This is a genomic window from Streptomyces sp. NPDC049887, assembly GCF_040656535.1.
Classification (GTDB): Bacteria; Actinomycetota; Actinomycetes; order Streptomycetales; family Streptomycetaceae; genus Streptomyces.
Genome location: NZ_JBFAMM010000004.1, coordinates 178,523 through 193,557, shown reverse-complemented (window position 1 = coordinate 193,557; position 15,035 = coordinate 178,523). Strand labels below are relative to the sequence as shown.

Here is a 15,035-nt window from a genome sequence, read left to right as displayed (position 1 = left end):
CACTGGGCCTGTTCGGCTGGTCGCTCACGTCGGGTCCCCCGGTCGGCGGCTGAGGCGTTGCGCTCAAGGCAGGGTATGCGCAACGGCGGGCGCCTCAGGGCCACTCCCTTACGGCAGGGGCGCAGATCCGTCCGCCCGGGACGGATGCCGCCGGCGGGGCCCGCCCGACGCGCTCGGCAGAATGGTGCCCGGCGGCCGGGCGACTGCTCCGCACGGCGGAGGGTCAGACCGTCCTGTCCCGCTCCCTCGGACCAGGAGGCTCGGCCGCCTCCGGTGTTTCCGGCGACGGAGGTGTCGCACCGGCCCCTCCGGTCCGGTCCCCCTCTGCTTCCCGCGCCGTCGCACGCTCCACCAGCAGTGCCGCGATCGCGGCGGCCAGTGACACGAGGCCGCCCACGACCAGCCCCGAGCGCGCGCCGAAGCGCTCGGCGAGCCAGCCGGTACCCAGTGCCCCCAGCGGGGTGGACCCCTGGACGATCAGGGTGTAGAGCGCCATGACCCTGCCGCGGTAGCGCGGGTCGCTGCCCAGCTGGATGCGGTGGTTCGCCGCCTGCACGAAGTAGATCGAGGCGAAACCGGTGAGCGCGAGCAGCACCATGGCGGCCATGAAGCCGGGCGACCATCCGGCCACCGTCTCCAGCGCCCCGAACAGGAGCGCCGACACGACCACCGTCCGGCCCGACGGACGGTCTCGGCGCGTGGTGGTGGCGAGCGCCGCCGCGAGCGAGCCGGCGGCGAACGCCGTGGTCAGCAGTCCGAAGGCATCCGCGTCCGCGCCGAAGACGGTCTTCGCCAGCAGCGGGAGGGTCAACTGGAAGTTCAGCCCGCACAGTCCGACGACCGCGAGCAGCGCCAGCGGCAGCACCAGGTCCGGCCTGACCAGCACATGACGCAGCCCGTCGACGATCCTCGCCCGGGTCTCCGGGGCGCCGCGGTGCAGTTCCTGCGGGCGCATCATGCGCAGCGCCACCACCGTCGCCAGATAGCTCACCGCGTTGAGCAGCATCACCCAGCCCGTGCCCAGGGCGGCGATCATCACTCCGGCCAGGGCCGGCCCGACGACCCGGGCGGTACTGAAGTAGGCGGCGCTCAGCGCCGAGGCGTTCGGCAGCAGTTCCGCGCCGACCATCTCGCTGACGAACGACACCCGGGCGGGCACCTCGACCGCGTTGACGATGCCGAGCGCCAGTGCGAACAGACCGATGTGCCACAGGCGCGCCTCCCCGGCCAGCACGAGTGCGGCGAGCAGCAGGGCGAGAACCCCCGAGAGCGCGTTGGCCACCGTCAGCAGCAGCCGCTTGTCGTGGCGGTCCGCCAGACGACCCCCGAAGAGGGTGAGGAGGAGGAGCGGGGCGAACTGCAGGGCCGTCACCATCCCGAGCGCACCGGCGGAGTCGTCCGTCAGGGCGAGAACCAGCCAGTCCTGGGCGACGATCATCATCCAGGTGCCGGCCACGGACACCACCTGGCCGACGGTGAAGAGCCGGAAGTTGCGTACCGCCAGCGACCGGAACGGGCCCGCCACCGGTCAGACCGCCGCCGCGTGGGGCTCGGGTGGCGTGCCTGACGCGTCCCGGCCGCCGCCTGCGGACTGCAGGCACTCCTCCAGGAAGCCCAGCGCCCGCAGATGGTAGGCGCGGGCCGCCCATCCGAGGCTGATGTTGTGCCCCGCGCCCGGCAGCCGGTCCACCAGGATCCGCGGCGCGGCGAGCTGCGCGGTCAGCTCGGACACCGCCTCATCGTCATGGCGCCACCAGGCCTCGAACTCGGCGAAGGTCAATCGGACGGGTACGCGTACGTCGGCGGCGACGGTGGGGAACTCCTCGGGCCAGCGCGCCGCTTCCCTGCGTTCCCGGACCGGCATCCCGGCCACGACCGAGGCCGCGGTGGTGAAGGTCTCCGGCGGGTACAGGCCGAGCGGCCCCCAGTTCAGCCTGCGGCTTCCGTGGGCCCCCTCGTCGGGCAGTTCCTCCGGGGCGACGTCGTAGCGGTGGCCGCAGCCGGAGACGTCCAGGCCGAGAAGCCGGTCGTGGACGGCCCGCGCGGCCGCCGTCAGCGCGAGTTTGCCGCCGTAGGAGTGCGCGAGCAGGAACAGGCCCGCGCCGTACGGGTGGACGGAGGTGAAGCCGTGCAGGGCGGCGCTCAGTGTCGCGGCCTGCTCGGCGAGCGTCTGGCCCTCCGGCAGCCGTTCGGCGGAGGCTCCGTAGCCGGGGCGGTCCAGCGCGAGGACGGTGTAGCCGAGGCGGGCGCCGAGGGTGAGCAGGGACAGGCCCGGGTCCGCCTGGCCGTCGAAGTAGCCGGCGTTCATGCCCCCGCCGTGCAGGGCGACGACGGTGGCGCGCGGTGTGCCCGCGGGGACGGCCACCAGGGCGGAGAGCGGCAGGCCGTCGGCGTCCAGGGTGATGCGCCGCACTCCTCGGGAGTGGAGGGGACGGGACATGGCTGCTCCGTGAGTTGTCGGGCGGCCCGGGAGGAGGGCCGGGGAGTCGGGCGTGCCAGGAGTCCCGCGGAACGGTGCACGGTGGGCACTCCCGTCGTGGCGGGCGGGCTCCGCCGTGGGCGCGGGCCCGGGTCCGAGCGGTTTCCAGACCCCGATCCGCGGTCCGGCCCGGGGGCGATCCGCGCTGGGCTCCCGGTGGGGACCTCCGCGTCCCGGCACGGATCCGTGCCGGGACGCGGGGCCCCGGTGTCGGGTGCGGACGGAGTAGGGCACGGGACGACCGTATGTGCATCCCCGTTCAGGGCGGCGTCACCACGGCACGGCCACGGCGGGGCGGCTCACCCGCTCGGCGCAGCGCGGGACGGGCGGGCGGTCGGCACACATGGCTTGTCCGGCTCGGGCGGGCACACAACACGGGGTACCATGCGGGCCTTTGGGGTCCAGGATCCGATGGGGACACGAGCGCAGGAGGAACGACACATGGCGCCCACTCCCCGGCCAGGCGTGCTCGCACTGCTGACCGAGCTGACCGGCGATCTGCCACCGGACCGGGCCGGGGCGCTGTGGCGTCTGGCGGAGGAATCGCGGCAGCTCGACGCGAACCTGGTGCGGCTGCCCGCCGGTGGCCGGATCGCCGGGCATGTGGAACCCGACCTGGATGTACTGCTGTACGTGGCCGCCGGTGACGGAGTGCTCGAACTGGAAGGCAGGCCGCAGGACGTGGTCGCGGGCTCGGTGGTATGGCTGCCACGCGGCAGCCAGCGGGCGCTCCGTGCGGGACCCGGCGGCCTGGTGCAGTTGAGCGTTCACCGCAGGCGCCCCGGACTCGCCATCAAGACGGCCGCGGCGGCCGAGGGCGGCGAGGCCGCTTGTCTGCTGGACCGGGTCTGCTCGGGGTGCGGGCGCCTGGCGGCGGAGTCCGGCGCTCGGTACTGCAGCCGGTGCGGGGAGGAACTGCCCGGCCGCTGAGCGGCCGCCGCGAGGGCGTCGAGGTCCCGGGGCCGGGTGTCACCGTCGGATTCGCGTCAGGTCAGCGTCGCGCCGACGAGGAGGACGAACGCGCCGAGGACCAGGAGGGTACGCATCCGGTGGTAGCGGTTCCACCTGCTCTCGAAGGCGGCACGGACCTCGGCGTCCGGCGACGATTCCGAGGAGGCCAGCGCGTTGTTCAGCGGGATGTTCCCGGCGATGGTCACCAGGTGGTTCAGCGCGGCGCACACGAGCGCCGTCAGCACCAGCCACATGCGCGTGGCCGAGCCCCCCTCGCCCGGCACGGCGAGGGCGGCGGCCGGGAACAGGACGACGGCCAGGAACACCGCCAGGAACACCGGCCGCGGCACCTCTTCGTTGATGCGACGCATCACGGGCACGAAGCGGTCGTCGGGCAGCCTGGCGAGCGCGGGCATGACACCCGTCTGGAAGATCAGCATGAAGCCCGCGTACAGACCGGTCGCGATGACGGCCAGGGCGAGCAGCAGGTCGGCCATGGTGCTCATCATGGCCCGAACGACGGCGTACCGCTGCCCACTCGACCGGGGAGGGACGCGGCGACACCGGCGGGCCGGGGCGGGTCGCGGAGGTCACCGCGCCCCGCCCCGCGCCGGCCGGTCCTCAGTCCAGCAGCTCGTCCGCGCTGCGGATCGACTCGGCGAGCCGGCGCACGGAGGCGTCCTCGGTGCGGCGCGCCAGTCCGGCCGCACGTTCCGCGAGGACACCCAGCCGGGGCGCGCCGGGGGTCTCTGCACCCCGCAGCCGCTGGGCGAAGTACGCGGCGGCGGCGCTGACCTGGAGGCGCGGCGGAGTGCCGCGCGACCACAGTTCGCCGGCGAGTCCGGCCGCCTCGACGGTGCCGGTCGCCTCGTGCGGCTCCCGGGTGCGCGGGTCGAGCCAGCGTACGGTCGCCGTGGCGACGCGCCCGGAGGCGCCTTCCTTCAGCCGCACCGCGTACAGCGCCGTGACCGCGTGGCCGGGGCCGACCTCGCCACCGTCCACCCGGTCGTCGCGGAAGTCCTCGTTCTCGACGTGCCGGTTCTCGTATCCGAGGAGGCGGAACTCCCGGACCGCCGCGGGGTCGAAGGCGACCTGCGCCTTGGCGTCACGGGCGCGCAGTTCCAGGTGGGCGGGGAGCTGGTCGACGAAGACCTTCCGGGCCTGGGCGGGGGTGGAGACGTACGTGGTGTGTCCGTCACCGCGGTTCGTGAGGCGCTCCATGAGCCGGTCGCCGTACTCGCTGCCGACCCCGACGCCGAAGAGGGTGATGCCGAACTCCTTGCGGGCGCTCCCGATCCGCTCCAGGATGGCGTCCGCCTCGGTCTCGCCGGTGTTGGCGAGCGCGTCGGAGAGGAGCACGACCCGGTTGTTGGCGCCGCGCCTGCGGCCTTCGACGGCGACGTCGTAACCGGTGCTGACGCCCGCCTCCACATTGGTGGAGTCGGTCGGCTCCAGGGAGGCGACGACCTCGTGGACCCGGTCGCGGTTGCCGTCGAGGCGGGTCATCGGAAGCCGGGTCTCCGCCTCGTCGCTGAAGGTCACCAGGGCGATGGAGTCGTCGTCGCGGAGCTGGTCGGTGAGGATGCCGAGGGATTCCTTGACCAGGTCGAGCCGGCCCGGCTCGGCCATCGACCCGGAGATGTCGACGACGAACGTCAGCGCGGCCGGGGGCCGCTCGGCGGTCCTGCTCGACGGGCGCGTGGCCAGTCCGACCCGCATCAGCGACCAGTCCCCGCCGTCCCCGCGCTCCACCCGCGCGCCGTCCACGGTCACCGAGAAGCCGTCGCCCTCGGGCCGCGGATAGTCCTGGCGGAAGCTGTTGACGAACTCCTCGGGCCGCACCGAGCCGGGTTCCGGCAGCCGGCCGCCGGCCAGGACGCGGCGGGCGTAGCCGTAGGAGGCCGTGTCCACGTCCAGGGCGAAGGTGGACACGAGGTTCGGCGCGGGAACGGCGTCGTGCCTCTCCCCGTCCCGCTTTCCGCCCGCGCCGTCGTCCCGGTCGCCCTCGGCCGCACGACCGCCGCCGTCGGGTGCCATCGGCGCCGGAGCGCCGTCCGCGCGGCGCTGTCCGCCGTCCGCCGAGGAGCGGTCGGCCTGCGCCCCCGCACCGCAGCCGGTCAGCAGCACGGCCCCCGCGAGCAGCGCCGCCAGTGCCGCCCGCGCGGTACGGGCGGGTGCCCCCGGCCCCGTCGTGGATTCCGTCGGTCGCGTCCTCGTCCAAACCGTCATGCTCCGCCCCCTGAAATCGTCAGCACTCGTGAATGTGACGTGCGGGGCGGCCCGACGGAGCAGACGAACGCGTTGCGGATGGGTCTCGATGCGGCAACGGACGCCCGTGGTCGCACGGTTGCCTACGGCGGACGCGCGTACGGGGCCGGGCCGCCGGAAGGACGTCCCACACCGCACGGAAGGGGGCCGCCGAGCCGCTCAGGACACGATGTCCTTGCGGGCGAACCCTCGGAAGGCGAGGGCGATCAGCACGACGGCGTAGGTCACGGACACCGCGGCGCCCTTCAGCATGCCGCCCCATTCGAGCTGGGGCTGGAGGGCGTCCGCCCAGGCGAACTGCCAGTGCGCCGGCAGGAAGTCGCGCCACGAACCGAGCGCCGTCACGGCGTCCAGGACGTTCCCGATGATCGTCAGCCCGACCGCGCCGCCGACTGCTCCCAGCGGTGCGTCGGTCTTGGTGGACAGCCAGAACGCAAGTCCGGCGGTGACCAGTTGGGAGACGAAGACGTACGCGACGACCAGCACGAGCCTGGGCAGCGTGTCGGCCGTCGCCAGCGAGCCGCCGGCCGGCAGCCGCAGGGGCCCCCAGCCGTACGCGACGGTCCCCACCGCCAGGCCGACCAGCGGCAGCAGGAGCATGGCCGCCGCGCTGAAGCCCAGCGCGACCGCCAGTTTCGACCACAACAGCCGGGACCGGGGGACGGGCGCCGCCAGCAGGTACCGCAGGGACGACCAGCTCGCCTCGGACGCCACGGTGTCGCCGCAGAACAGTGCGACCGGCACCACCAGCAGGAACCCTGCCGACACGAAGAGGCAGGTGGCCGCGAAGTTGGCGCCCGACGCGGTCGCCGTGTCCATCAGGTTGATCCGGCCGCCGCCGTCGCCGCGTTCGTCGGGTGAGCCGCCGATCGCGAAGGCCACGATCAGCACGAACGGCAGCGCCGCCAGGATGGCGCCCATCACGAGCGTCCGCCGCCGCTTCAGCTGGCGCACCGCCTCGACGCGCAGCGGGAGGGTGCGCCGCGCCCGGTAGCCGGGCGCCGTCGGCACGCTCGCCTCGCGGGTGCCGGGGCGCACGGGGGTGGTGCTCATGCTGATGCTCCTCCGATCAGGGTGAGGAACGCGTCCTCCAGTCGCCGGTGCGGTCCGACTGCGGTCACCGGCACGTCCAACCGGACGAGTTCGGCGACCAGGGCTGCGGCGCTCGCTCCGTCGAGGCGGACCAGCACACCGCCTCCTCCGTCGGCGCGGACGGCGGATCCGACCCCCGGCAGCGCGGCGATCTTCTCCACGAGCGGTGCCGACGGTTCCTCGGCCGTCGTCACCAGCAGGGTGTCGCCGGCGCCGGTGATGTCGGCGACGGGGCCCGCCTGCACCAGGCGGCCGCGGTCCATGACGACGAGGTGCGTGCAGGACTGCTCCACCTCCGAGAGGAGGTGGCTGGAGACGATGACGGTCCGGCCTCCGGCCGCGTACCGGATCATCACGTCCCGCATCTCGCGGATCTGCGGCGGGTCCAGTCCGTTGGTGGGTTCGTCCAGGATGAGCAGATCCGGCAGTCCGAGCATGGCCTGCGCGATGGCGAGGCGCTGCCGCATGCCCTGCGAGTAGGTGCGGACCGCGCGGGCGAGGGCGTCGCCGAGGCCCGCGATCTCCAGGGCCTCCTCGACGTGGGAGTCCTCGGCGGGGCGGCCGGTGGCCCGCCAGTACAGCTCCAGGTTCTCCCGGCCGGACAGATGCGGCAGGAAGCCCGCGCCCTCGACGAAGGCGCCGACCCGGGAGAGGACGGGAGCCCCGGGCCTGACGGCGTGTCCGAAGACCCTGATCTCGCCCTCGTCGGGGGTGATGAGTCCCATCAGCATGCGGAGCGTGGTGGTCTTGCCGGCACCGTTCGGGCCGAGGAGCCCCAGCACCTGGCCCTTCTCGACGCGGAAGGAGAGGTCCCGCACCGCGTACCGGTCGGACGAGCCGGCGTACCGCTTGGTGAGTGCGGTGATCTGCAGCGGTACGTCGGCGAGTCCGGGTTCGGGGGCGGGCGCCGCGGTCCGGCGGTGCGCGGTGAGCAGCAGAACCGCCGCGATCGACACGCCCGCCACGGGGAGGCCCCAGACCCACCGGGGCGTACCGGCCGCCTGGGTGGTGACTCCGGGTGCGGTGGGCACGCTCAGGGGGCCGGCGGGGGTGACGGAGTAGGCCGCCGGGGCGGCGGGTGAGGCGTGGGCGAGGTCGGTGGCCGCGAGTACGAGTCGGAGGCGATGGCCCGCCTCGACCTCGTGGTCCACCGCGGGGAGCGTCAGTTCGACGGTCCGGCCGGCCGTGGCGTCCTCGATCCGGACCGGGGCGACGAGCTGAGCGGGAAGCACCTGCTGTCGGCCGTCCGGGCCGACGTCGTAGACCTTGCCGAAGAGGACCGCTTCCCCACTGTCCGAGCCGACCTTCACCCGGACGGTGGGCGAGCCGGTGATCCGGGTACGGCGGTCGAGCGGCGCCGAGTCGAAGCGCGCGTGCTGCCCTGGGAAGTCGAGCGAGAGCCCGACGCCGAGCGAGGAGAACCGCGAGAGCCCGCCGCCCAGTCCGGGCACCGTGGAGATCCCCGGCGGGTTGGCCCCGGCGGGGTTCCGGAAGGTCTGCGTCCCGCCGGCCAGTCCGAACGCGCGGAGTCCCGCTCCCAGGCCCGGGTACGCATCGGCCGTGGCTCCGCGCAGGGTCGCCTGTCCGTCGGTGGAGTCGACGCCGCCGCTTCGGCTCACGCGGAACGCGGGTCCGGTGTCGACGGCCTCGTCGCCGTTCAGGTACCGGTCGAACCAGGCGGAGATCCGTCCCTGGACCCGTGCCGTCTCCAGATCGCCGCCGTCGTGCCCGCCGGCGATCCAGTCGACGGCGACGGGTGCACCGTTTCCGGTGATCGCCCGGGCCATGGCGTCGGCGTGGGAGAGCGGGAAGAGCGAGTCGGACTGTCCCTGGACGATGAGCGCGGGGACCTCGATCCGGTCGGCAACCGCGGACGGGCTGCGGGTCTCCAGCAGTGCCCGGGCCGCGGCGTCGGGCCTGCCGCTGGTCGCGACACGTTCGTACATGGCGCACAGGGCTGGCTCGAAGCGTCCGCAGGCCGCCGGGGGCGGGCCGGCGGGGGCGCGGCCGTCGCGGCCCGTGGCGCCGGGCTGCGTCGGGGCTCCGGTGCCCGTACCCGTGCCGGCTTCGCCGTCCCGGGCCCTGCCGGTGCCCGTTCCTGCCCCGGCGGGAGTGCCCACGGGCTGTTCGCCGGCGTCGGGAACGAGCCCCGACCCGCCGGCCGAACCGGCCGTGAAGAACATGCCCGCCCAGAGCTTCTTGAAGACGCCCTCCGGGAAGAGTGCGTCGGCGAGGTTCCAGTACGTGATCTGCGGAGCGATGGCGTCGACCCTGCGGTCGTGGCCCGCCGCGAGCAGGGCGACGGCGCCTCCGTAGGACACACCGGTGACCCCCACGCGGGGGTCGCCCTCGGCGTCCAGCTCGACCTCCGGTCGCCCGGCGAGCCAGTCGATCAGCCGTGAGACGTCCTTGACCTCGTGCTCGGGGTCGTTCAGCCCGATGGCACCGGTGCTCTTGCCGAAGCCGCGCGCGGACCAGGTCATGACGGCGTAGCCGTCCCTGGCCAATGCCTCCGCCTGCTGCCGTACGGAGTCCTTGCTGCTGCCGAAGCCGTGTCCGATCAGCACCGCGGGCCTGCGGCCGCCGCCGGACGTGAAGTACGAGGTGTCGATCCTCGCGCCCGGCACGGTCAGCATCCGGTCCTCGCGGTGCACCGCGGGCTCGTCGTCCGATGCCGCGGCGGTCCAGGTGCCCGCGCCCGCGAGCACGGCGAAGGCGGCGACGGCCGCGAGCCATCGGCCTCGGCGCCGGGGCAGCACGGCTCGACCGGGAAGTCGGATCCTCATGTCCGAAACCATAGGCGGACGGCCGGCCCGGCTGCCGCTGCCGCCGGTCGGAACTCCATGACCTCCTCGGGTAGTACCGTGCGCCCTCGCCGTACACCAGCCGCGGTACGCGGAACGGGGGCACGGGAGTGCGGGACGGGCCGGCCGCTGAACGGGAAGCCGGGCGGACGCGGCGAACCGGGCGGCAGTCCGGACGGGGGCCGGAGACGTCCGGAGCGGAGTGGATTCGCCGTCTTCGAGCGGCACTTGACACCGTGCCGCTTATGGCTGGTTCATCCCGATGGCAGATGGGGTCGCACATGCCCGCGTGCACCGTGCAGATGTCGCCGATGTCCGCCAAATTGCCCATGCCACCAGGGCTTTTGCTCTAACCCATCGGTAACAACCCCTTGTGTGCCGCACCACCTCACGAGACGCTGTGCCGGCATCCGCACCGCCGCGCGGATGCTTGTCGTGTTCCGATCAAAGAGAGAGGTCAGGTGCACGAGATGAGATTCACTGCCCGCCGCTCCATACGCATGGGCGCGCTGCTCTCCGCAGCCGTCGTCGCGGCCGGTCTCCAGTTCGCCGTCACCCCCACAGCGCACAGTGCGCCGCTCGGCGATCTCCGTCTCGCCCCCACTGCAACCGCCGTACAGAACAGCTGGATCGTCGTCCTGAAGGACGGCGGCACCCGCGTCTCCGAATTCGCCGCCGACCAGGACGTGACCCCCAAGCGCGTCTTCCGGTCGGTGCTGAACGGCTTCTCCGCCTCCATGTCCAAGGCCGAGGCCGAACGACTCGCCGCCGACCCGCGGGTGGCGTACGTGGAGCAGAACAGCGTCATCCGCCTCAACGAGACCCAGACGAACGCCACCTGGGGCCTGGACCGCGTGGACCAGCGCAATCTGCCGCTGTCGACGACGTACACGTACAACACCACGGCGGCGAACGTGAACGCCTACATCATCGACACCGGCATCCGCACCTCGCACGGCGAGTTCGGCGGCCGGGCGAGCGTCGGCACCGACACCGTCGGCGACGGCCAGAACGGCCAGGACTGCCAGGGCCACGGCACACATGTCGCCGGCACCGTCGGCGGCAAGACGTACGGGGTCGCCAAGGGCGTCGACCTGATCGCGGTGCGCGTCCTGGGCTGCGACGGCTCCGGTACGACCGAGGGCGTCATCGCGGGCGTCGACTGGGTGACGGCGAACGCGTCCAAGCCGGCCGTGGCCAACATGAGCCTCGGCGGCAGCGCCAGCGCCGCCCTGGACGACGCGGTGAAGCGTTCCATCGCCTCGGGTGTCAGCTACTCGATCGCGGCGGGCAACGGCATCCTGATCGGCATCCCCGTGAACGCGTGCAACTACTCGCCGGCCCGCGTCCCCGAAGCCATCACGGTCGGCGCGACCGACAGGACGGACCGACGGGCGTCGTTCTCCAACTACGGTTCGTGCCTCGACCTGTTCGCCCCCGGCGTGGACGTCACCTCCGCGTGGAAGGACAGCGACAGCGCGACGAACACCATCTCCGGTACGTCGATGGCCACCCCGCACACCGCGGGTGTCGCCGCGCTCTACCTGGCGAACAACCCCACGGCGTCCCCGGCACAGGTCCGCGACGCCCTCGTGAACAACGCGACCAGCGGCAAGGTCACGGACCCGCGCACCGGGTCCCCGAACAAGCTGCTGCACTCGTTGTTCTGATCCCGGCGGCCCGCCGGGAGGAACGGCCCGGTCCGGTATCCCGGCCAGGACGATCCCCGCCCCCACGGCGACGGATCGGGACATGCCGGAGCAGCGGCCGTGAGATGCCCGAGGAGCCCCTCCCCGACGGGGCGGGCCCGCTCCTCGGGCATCAGCCGTCCGTGCGGCCTCGCGATCCCCGCTGCGTACCGGGGACGGGGATCGCGTGCGCGAGCGGGGTCAGACCGTCGGTGCACACGGTCCGCCCATCGACGAACCTGGCCGAAGCCTCCCCTGCGCGTCCTGGTCGCGGCGTGCCGTACGGCAGGGACGCAGGCCGCTGCGGTACGTCGCCCGGAGGAAGGACGGCGTCGGCAGCGGGCGGCGCCCACGGCCGCCCCGACCGGGACCCTCCGGCTCCCGCGCGGCTCCCGGTCCGCACCCGGGCGGCCGGAACGGCAACACAGGCCAGACGGATGCGGCATTCGTCGAAATGCGGAGCAAATACCCTCGAACAACACCCGCGTCTTGCATAGTGAGCACACCACGACACGGGTCATCGGATCAGCCGTCTCCGCCCGACCCGCCCGGCCCGTGTTCACAGCCGCACGGGAGAGCGCCATGAACTCCGGTCAGCCGCACGGGAAGCGCCGTTCCGGCGAAACCACACCGCACCCGCCCGGGACCGGCTCCCGGCCGTCGCGTCCCGGACTGACGCTGATCGCCTCCTCGCTGTGCATCTTCGTCGTGCAGCTCGACTTCCTGGCGCTGAACCTGGCCCTGCCCCAGATGGCCTCGGACCTGGGCACGACCACCACGGACCTCCAATGGGTGATCAGCGGCTACATGCTGGCGCTGGCCGCCGCCCTGATCCCGGGAGGCAGACTCGGGGACATCGTCGGCCGCCGACGGATGCTGATCGCGGGCCTCGTCGTCTTCTCCCTGTGCTCACTCGGTGCCGGTCTCGCCTCCACCCCCGAAGCCGTGATCGTGATGCGGATCGTCCAAGGCGCCGGAGCGGGGGTGCTGTTCCCGCTCGCCATCGCCGTGATCACCGACGCCTATCCGCCCGACCGGACGATGCGGGCCATCGGGAACGCCTACGGGGTGGGAGCCCTGGCCCTGGCTCTCGGCCCCGTGTTCGGCGGCGGGGTGACGGAGCTGCTGAGCTGGCGAGTGGTGCTGTTCGTCAACGTCCCCGTGGGCGCAGCGGCCATCGCCATGGTCGTCGCCGGGGTGCGCGAGTCGCGTGACACCACGGTGCCCCGCTCGATCGACCTGCCGGGCCTGGTCATGGTGACCCTCGGCATCGCTCTTGTGACGCTCACCGTGGACCGTCTGCGGGCCTGGCCCGCCGGAGTCACCGCGGGTGTCGCGGCCGCCGGGGTGCTGCTCCTGGCCGGGTTCGTACTGCGGGAGCGAGTGGCGCGCTGGCCGCTGGTCGCGCTCGATCTCTTCCGCAACAGGCCCTTCGTGGTCATCACGCTGATGGCGACCGTCGCGAACATCTCCTTCGTCCTGGCCATGTACGGGGTCACGATCTACCTGCAGCAGGCTGCCGGGCACACGCCGCTCGCCGCCGGAATGATCTTCTTGGCCGCATCCGTCGCCGCGGGCGTGGCGGCGCCGCTCTCCGGGCGGCTCGGCGAGCGCTTCGACGTGCCGCGGACGATGGTCGTCATGACCCTGGTCGGGGCGCTCGGCCTCTTCCTCGTGTCGCTCGGCGGCGACTTCCGGTCCTACGTTCCCGGTCTCGCGCTGACCGGATTCGGATACGGCATGGGGTGGACGATGGGAAGCAGCGGCACCCAGGCCGTCGTCCCCTCCGAGCGGGCCGGTCAGGCATCCGGCGTGGAACTCGCCATCGTCATCGGGGTCGCCGGCATGTGTGTGGCCGCCGGTGCGACCCTGATCGAAGTCCGCACCAGCAGTGTCGGTCTTGCGGCGGCGATCGACGGCGTACTCCGATGGATCGCGATCGGCAGCGCCGTCGCCGCGGCCGTCCTGGGCCTCGTCACCGCCCGAATGACACCGTCGGAGCACGGTCGCGGGTCCACTGCGTGAAGCCGTGCCGCGGTTGCTGCGTGGGCGGCTCCTCACCTCGCCACCCGGCTGCTTCCTGCACCGGCGGGAACGACGCGCGGTGCCGCAGCCGGCCTGACGGCACCCCCGCGCGGCCCGCGGACGGCCGGTCTCCCGTGACGCCGCACGCGGCCCGCACGGGTGAGGGTTCCGTACGGGCCGCGTGGCGTCGTGGGCCGGGTGGCGCCGAGGTGCGGCGCGGGCCGTCAGTGGTTGCGCGGGAAGCCGAGGTCGACGCCGCCGTGGGGCTCGGAGGGGTCCGGCCAGCGGGTCGTGACGACCTTGCCGCGGGTGTAGAACTGCACCCCGTCGTTGCCGTAGACGTGCAGGTCGCCGAAGAGGGAGTCCTTCCAGCCGCCGAAGGAGTGGTAGCCCACCGGGACCGGGATCGGCACGTTCACGCCGACCATGCCCGCCTGCACCTCCAGCTGGAAGCGCCGGGCGGCACCGCCGTCGCGGGTGAAGATCGCCGTGCCGTTGCCGAACGGCGAGGCGTTGATGAGCGCGAGGCCCTCCTCATAGGTGTCGGCGCGCAGCACGCACAGGACGGGGCCGAAGATCTCGTCCCGGTACGCGTCGGAGTCGGTGGACACCTTGTCCAGCAGCGACAGCCCGATCCAGTGGCCCTCCTCGTAGCCGTCGACCGTGTGGCCCGTGCCGTCGAGGACGACCTCGGCGCCCTGGTCCGCGGCGCCGTGGACGTACGAGGCGACCTTGTCACGGTGCGCCTTGGTGATCAGCGGGCCCATCTCCGACGTCGGGTCGTCGCCAGGACCGATTTTGATCTTCTCGGCCCGCTCGCGGATCTTGTCGACGAGTTCGTCGCCGATCGCGCCGACGGCCACGACCGCGGAGATCGCCATGCAGCGCTCGCCCGCGGAGCCGTACGCGGCGGAGACGGCGGCATCGGCGGCCGCGTCCAGGTCGGCGTCCGGGAGGACGAGCATGTGGTTCTTGGCACCGCCGAGCGCCTGTACGCGCTTGCCGTTCGCCGAGGCGGTGGTGTGGATGTGGCGGGCGATCGGGGTGGAGCCGACGAAGGAGATCGCCGAGACGTCCGGGTGCTCCAGCAGCCGGTCGACGGCCGCCTTGTCGCCCTGGAGGACGTTGAAGACGCCGTCCGGCAGCCCGGCCTCGGCAAGCAGCTCGGCGATCTTCAGCGACGGGGACGGGTCCTTCTCGCTGGGCTTGAGGACGAAGGTGTTACCGCAGGCGATGGCGAGCGGGAACATCCACATCGGCACCATCGCGGGGAAGTTGAAGGGCGTGATGCCGACGACGACGCCCACGGGCTGGCGGATCGCCGCCACGTCCACCCGGTTCGACACCTGGGTCGACAGCTCCCCCTTGAGCTGGGTGGTGATCCCGCAGGCCAGGTCGACGATCTCCAGACCACGGGCCACCTCGCCGAGCGCGTCCGAGTGCACCTTGCCGTGCTCCGCGGTGATCAGTTCGGCGATCGCGTCGCGGTTGGCGTCGAGCAGCGCGCGGAAGCGGAAGAGGATCGACGTCCGCTGGGCCAGGGAGGAGGTGCCCCAGGTCTCGAAGGCGGCCTTGGCCGAGGCGACCGCGCTGTCGACCTCGCCGACGGACGCGAGCGCGACCCGCGTGGTCACGGCACCGGTCGCCGGGTCGGTGACCGGCCCCCAGTTGCCGGACGCGCCCTCGACGGTCTTGCCACCGATCCAGTGGTTGACGGTCTTCGTCATG

Annotated in this window: 10 protein-coding genes; 3 read left to right on the top strand and 7 right to left on the bottom strand. The window is 73.0% G+C overall.

Annotation, left to right across the window (positions count from 1 at the left end; translation table 11 throughout):
* Positions 1-223: 223 nt before the first annotated feature.
* Positions 224-1,525, bottom strand: a complete 1,302-nt coding sequence (locus AB0J10_RS06935) for an MFS transporter (protein ID WP_363058602.1) — start codon at positions 1,523-1,525, stop codon at positions 224-226.
* Positions 1,526-1,528: 3 nt separating this feature from the next.
* Entirely contained in the window at positions 1,529-2,440 is a 912-nt protein-coding gene (locus tag AB0J10_RS06930; protein ID WP_363058600.1) for an alpha/beta hydrolase, read from the bottom strand.
* A 480-nt stretch (positions 2,441-2,920) separates the two neighbouring features.
* Here AB0J10_RS06930 and AB0J10_RS06925 point away from each other — a divergent pair, with 480 nt between their 5' ends.
* Positions 2,921-3,409, top strand: coding sequence for a hypothetical protein (locus AB0J10_RS06925; RefSeq protein WP_363058598.1), 489 nt, complete (start codon positions 2,921-2,923; stop codon positions 3,407-3,409).
* 56 nt (positions 3,410-3,465) lie between these two features.
* Here AB0J10_RS06925 and AB0J10_RS06920 read toward each other — a convergent pair whose 3' ends face one another.
* The 4 genes from AB0J10_RS06920 to AB0J10_RS06905 all read right to left on the bottom strand — a co-directional run bounded on the left by AB0J10_RS06920 (position 3,466) and on the right by AB0J10_RS06905 (position 9,576).
* Positions 3,466-3,927, bottom strand: coding sequence for an anthrone oxygenase family protein (locus AB0J10_RS06920; protein ID WP_363058596.1), 462 nt, complete (start codon positions 3,925-3,927; stop codon positions 3,466-3,468).
* A gap of 124 nt (positions 3,928-4,051) precedes the next feature.
* On the bottom strand, positions 4,052-5,659 hold the full coding sequence (locus AB0J10_RS06915) for a von Willebrand factor type A domain-containing protein (RefSeq protein ID WP_363058594.1): 1,608 nt from the start codon (positions 5,657-5,659) through the stop codon (positions 4,052-4,054).
* A 198-nt stretch (positions 5,660-5,857) separates the two neighbouring features.
* Complete coding sequence (locus tag AB0J10_RS06910) at positions 5,858-6,751, bottom strand: ABC transporter permease (protein WP_363058592.1); 894 nt, start codon at positions 6,749-6,751, stop codon at positions 5,858-5,860.
* Positions 6,748-9,576 (bottom strand): alpha/beta fold hydrolase, encoded by a 2,829-nt coding sequence (locus AB0J10_RS06905; protein ID WP_363058590.1) that lies wholly within the window; start codon positions 9,574-9,576, stop codon positions 6,748-6,750. The genes AB0J10_RS06910 and AB0J10_RS06905 overlap by 4 nt, the downstream gene beginning before the upstream one ends.
* Positions 9,577-10,094: 518 nt before the next feature.
* On the opposite strand from AB0J10_RS06905, the gene AB0J10_RS06900 reads away from it, so the two are divergent.
* Both AB0J10_RS06900 and AB0J10_RS06895 read left to right on the top strand, forming a co-directional pair.
* Entirely contained in the window at positions 10,095-11,264 is a 1,170-nt protein-coding gene (locus AB0J10_RS06900; RefSeq protein ID WP_363058878.1) for a S8 family peptidase, read from the top strand.
* 600 nt (positions 11,265-11,864) lie between these two features.
* Positions 11,865-13,307 (top strand): MFS transporter, encoded by a 1,443-nt coding sequence (locus tag AB0J10_RS06895; RefSeq protein WP_363058588.1) that lies wholly within the window; start codon positions 11,865-11,867, stop codon positions 13,305-13,307.
* Positions 13,308-13,531: 224 nt separating this feature from the next.
* Here the strand turns inward: AB0J10_RS06895 and AB0J10_RS06890 are convergent, their stop codons facing one another.
* Positions 13,532-15,034: a CoA-acylating methylmalonate-semialdehyde dehydrogenase gene (locus AB0J10_RS06890; protein WP_363058586.1), complete on the bottom strand. Its 1,503-nt coding sequence runs from the start codon at positions 15,032-15,034 to the stop codon at positions 13,532-13,534.
* Position 15,035: the final 1 nt, after the last annotated feature.

Coding starts and splice junctions, on each gene's coding strand:
- AB0J10_RS06905 (WP_363058590.1), bottom strand. CDS start 9,576: ATGAGGATCCGACTTCCCGGTCGAGCCGTGCTGCCCCGGCGCCGAGGC.
- AB0J10_RS06925 (WP_363058598.1), top strand. CDS start 2,921: ATGGCGCCCACTCCCCGGCCAGGCGTGCTCGCACTGCTGACCGAGCTG.
- AB0J10_RS06930 (WP_363058600.1), bottom strand. CDS start 2,440: ATGTCCCGTCCCCTCCACTCCCGAGGAGTGCGGCGCATCACCCTGGAC.
- AB0J10_RS06910 (WP_363058592.1), bottom strand. CDS start 6,751: ATGAGCACCACCCCCGTGCGCCCCGGCACCCGCGAGGCGAGCGTGCCG.
- AB0J10_RS06895 (WP_363058588.1), top strand. CDS start 11,865: ATGAACTCCGGTCAGCCGCACGGGAAGCGCCGTTCCGGCGAAACCACA.
- AB0J10_RS06900 (WP_363058878.1), top strand. CDS start 10,095: ATGGGCGCGCTGCTCTCCGCAGCCGTCGTCGCGGCCGGTCTCCAGTTC.
- AB0J10_RS06920 (WP_363058596.1), bottom strand. CDS start 3,927: ATGGCCGACCTGCTGCTCGCCCTGGCCGTCATCGCGACCGGTCTGTAC.
- AB0J10_RS06915 (WP_363058594.1), bottom strand. CDS start 5,659: ATGACGGTTTGGACGAGGACGCGACCGACGGAATCCACGACGGGGCCG.
- AB0J10_RS06890 (WP_363058586.1), bottom strand. CDS start 15,034: ATGACGAAGACCGTCAACCACTGGATCGGTGGCAAGACCGTCGAGGGC.